Source organism: Kocuria sp. ZOR0020 (assembly GCF_000800955.1).
GTDB classification, from domain to species: Bacteria; Actinomycetota; Actinomycetes; order Actinomycetales; family Micrococcaceae; genus Kocuria; species Kocuria subflava.
In genome coordinates, this window is the sequence record NZ_JROX01000337.1 from 1 (window position 1) to 782 (window position 782).

General features: G+C 27.4%; 3 protein-coding genes. All 3 read left to right on the forward strand.

Going from position 1 to position 782, the window contains the following annotated elements; translation table 11 throughout:
* The first annotated feature begins 149 nt into the window (after positions 1–149).
* A complete protein-coding gene (locus L979_RS16040; protein WP_068505922.1) occupies positions 150–341 on the forward strand; it encodes a hypothetical protein in 192 nt (63 codons plus the stop codon).
* Between the two features lie 55 nt (positions 342–396).
* Positions 397–591 carry a hypothetical protein gene (locus L979_RS16045; protein WP_036853165.1) on the forward strand — a complete coding sequence of 65 codons (195 nt, stop codon included), beginning with the start codon at positions 397–399 and terminating at the stop codon, positions 589–591.
* Position 592: 1 nt separating this feature from the next.
* A partial coding sequence (locus L979_RS15395; RefSeq protein WP_047692763.1) for a hypothetical protein occupies positions 593–782 on the forward strand: 190 nt, incomplete at its 3' end.

Consider the following 782-nt stretch of genomic DNA (forward strand, 5'->3'; position numbering starts at 1 on the left):
ATGGGTGCTTTATATTCAATAGCAAATGCACAGCATAATAAAAAGAAAGCTGATAAGATACCAGTAAGAGCTTATTACTGCAAGTGGTGCAATTCATATCACTTATCAAGTCAGCAAAGACTAAATATTAAGACAGGAGTAATTGGATAATGAATAATGAATTTACATATTATAAAGTAGAATGGTTAGAAAAAGATATAACAGGTTTTTACAACGTTAAAAATAAAAAATATTATACAAAGAGAGAAGCGTTTGATTTTAAGTATTTTGTAGAAAAATCTGATATAGCTTCTAATTGTTTAGTTAAAAAAATAACTGAAATTACTGAAGTTATCGCTTGACAATTTAAAAGAAGTTTAATATAATAGTATATATAAAAAATTAAGGAGAATTAAGATGATTAAATTATTTAACAAGAAGCCTAAAGATAAATATAAGAGAGCTGTAGCTTTTAGTTTGAAAGGTTTAGGTAAACAAATTAGTGCTTTAGAAAATAAAGGTTTTGAACGTGTGGGAGATATTCAAACAATTGTAATGAACGGAACAAGTTCAGGTTATGAGCAACTAATGGTTAAGAAAGTAGATAAATAAAATGACAAATGAAGAATTATATGAAAGAATTACTAGCGTACTAGAGGAACAAGGTATCGCAATGAATCAATTTGAGTTAAAAGTTAAATCTGAAACAGGTAAATACCCTAACTTAAAAATAACTAAATCACGCTTGAGCTTGCCAAATACCGTAGCATTCCCTTATCTTACTATGTTTTTAAATGATGATG

Bases quoted from the DNA above. Each gene is read 5' to 3' on its own strand.
- L979_RS16040 (WP_068505922.1), top strand. From the start codon at position 150: ATGAATAATGAATTTACATATTATAAAGTAGAATGGTTAGAAAAAGAT.
- L979_RS16045 (WP_036853165.1), top strand. From the start codon at position 397: ATGATTAAATTATTTAACAAGAAGCCTAAAGATAAATATAAGAGAGCT.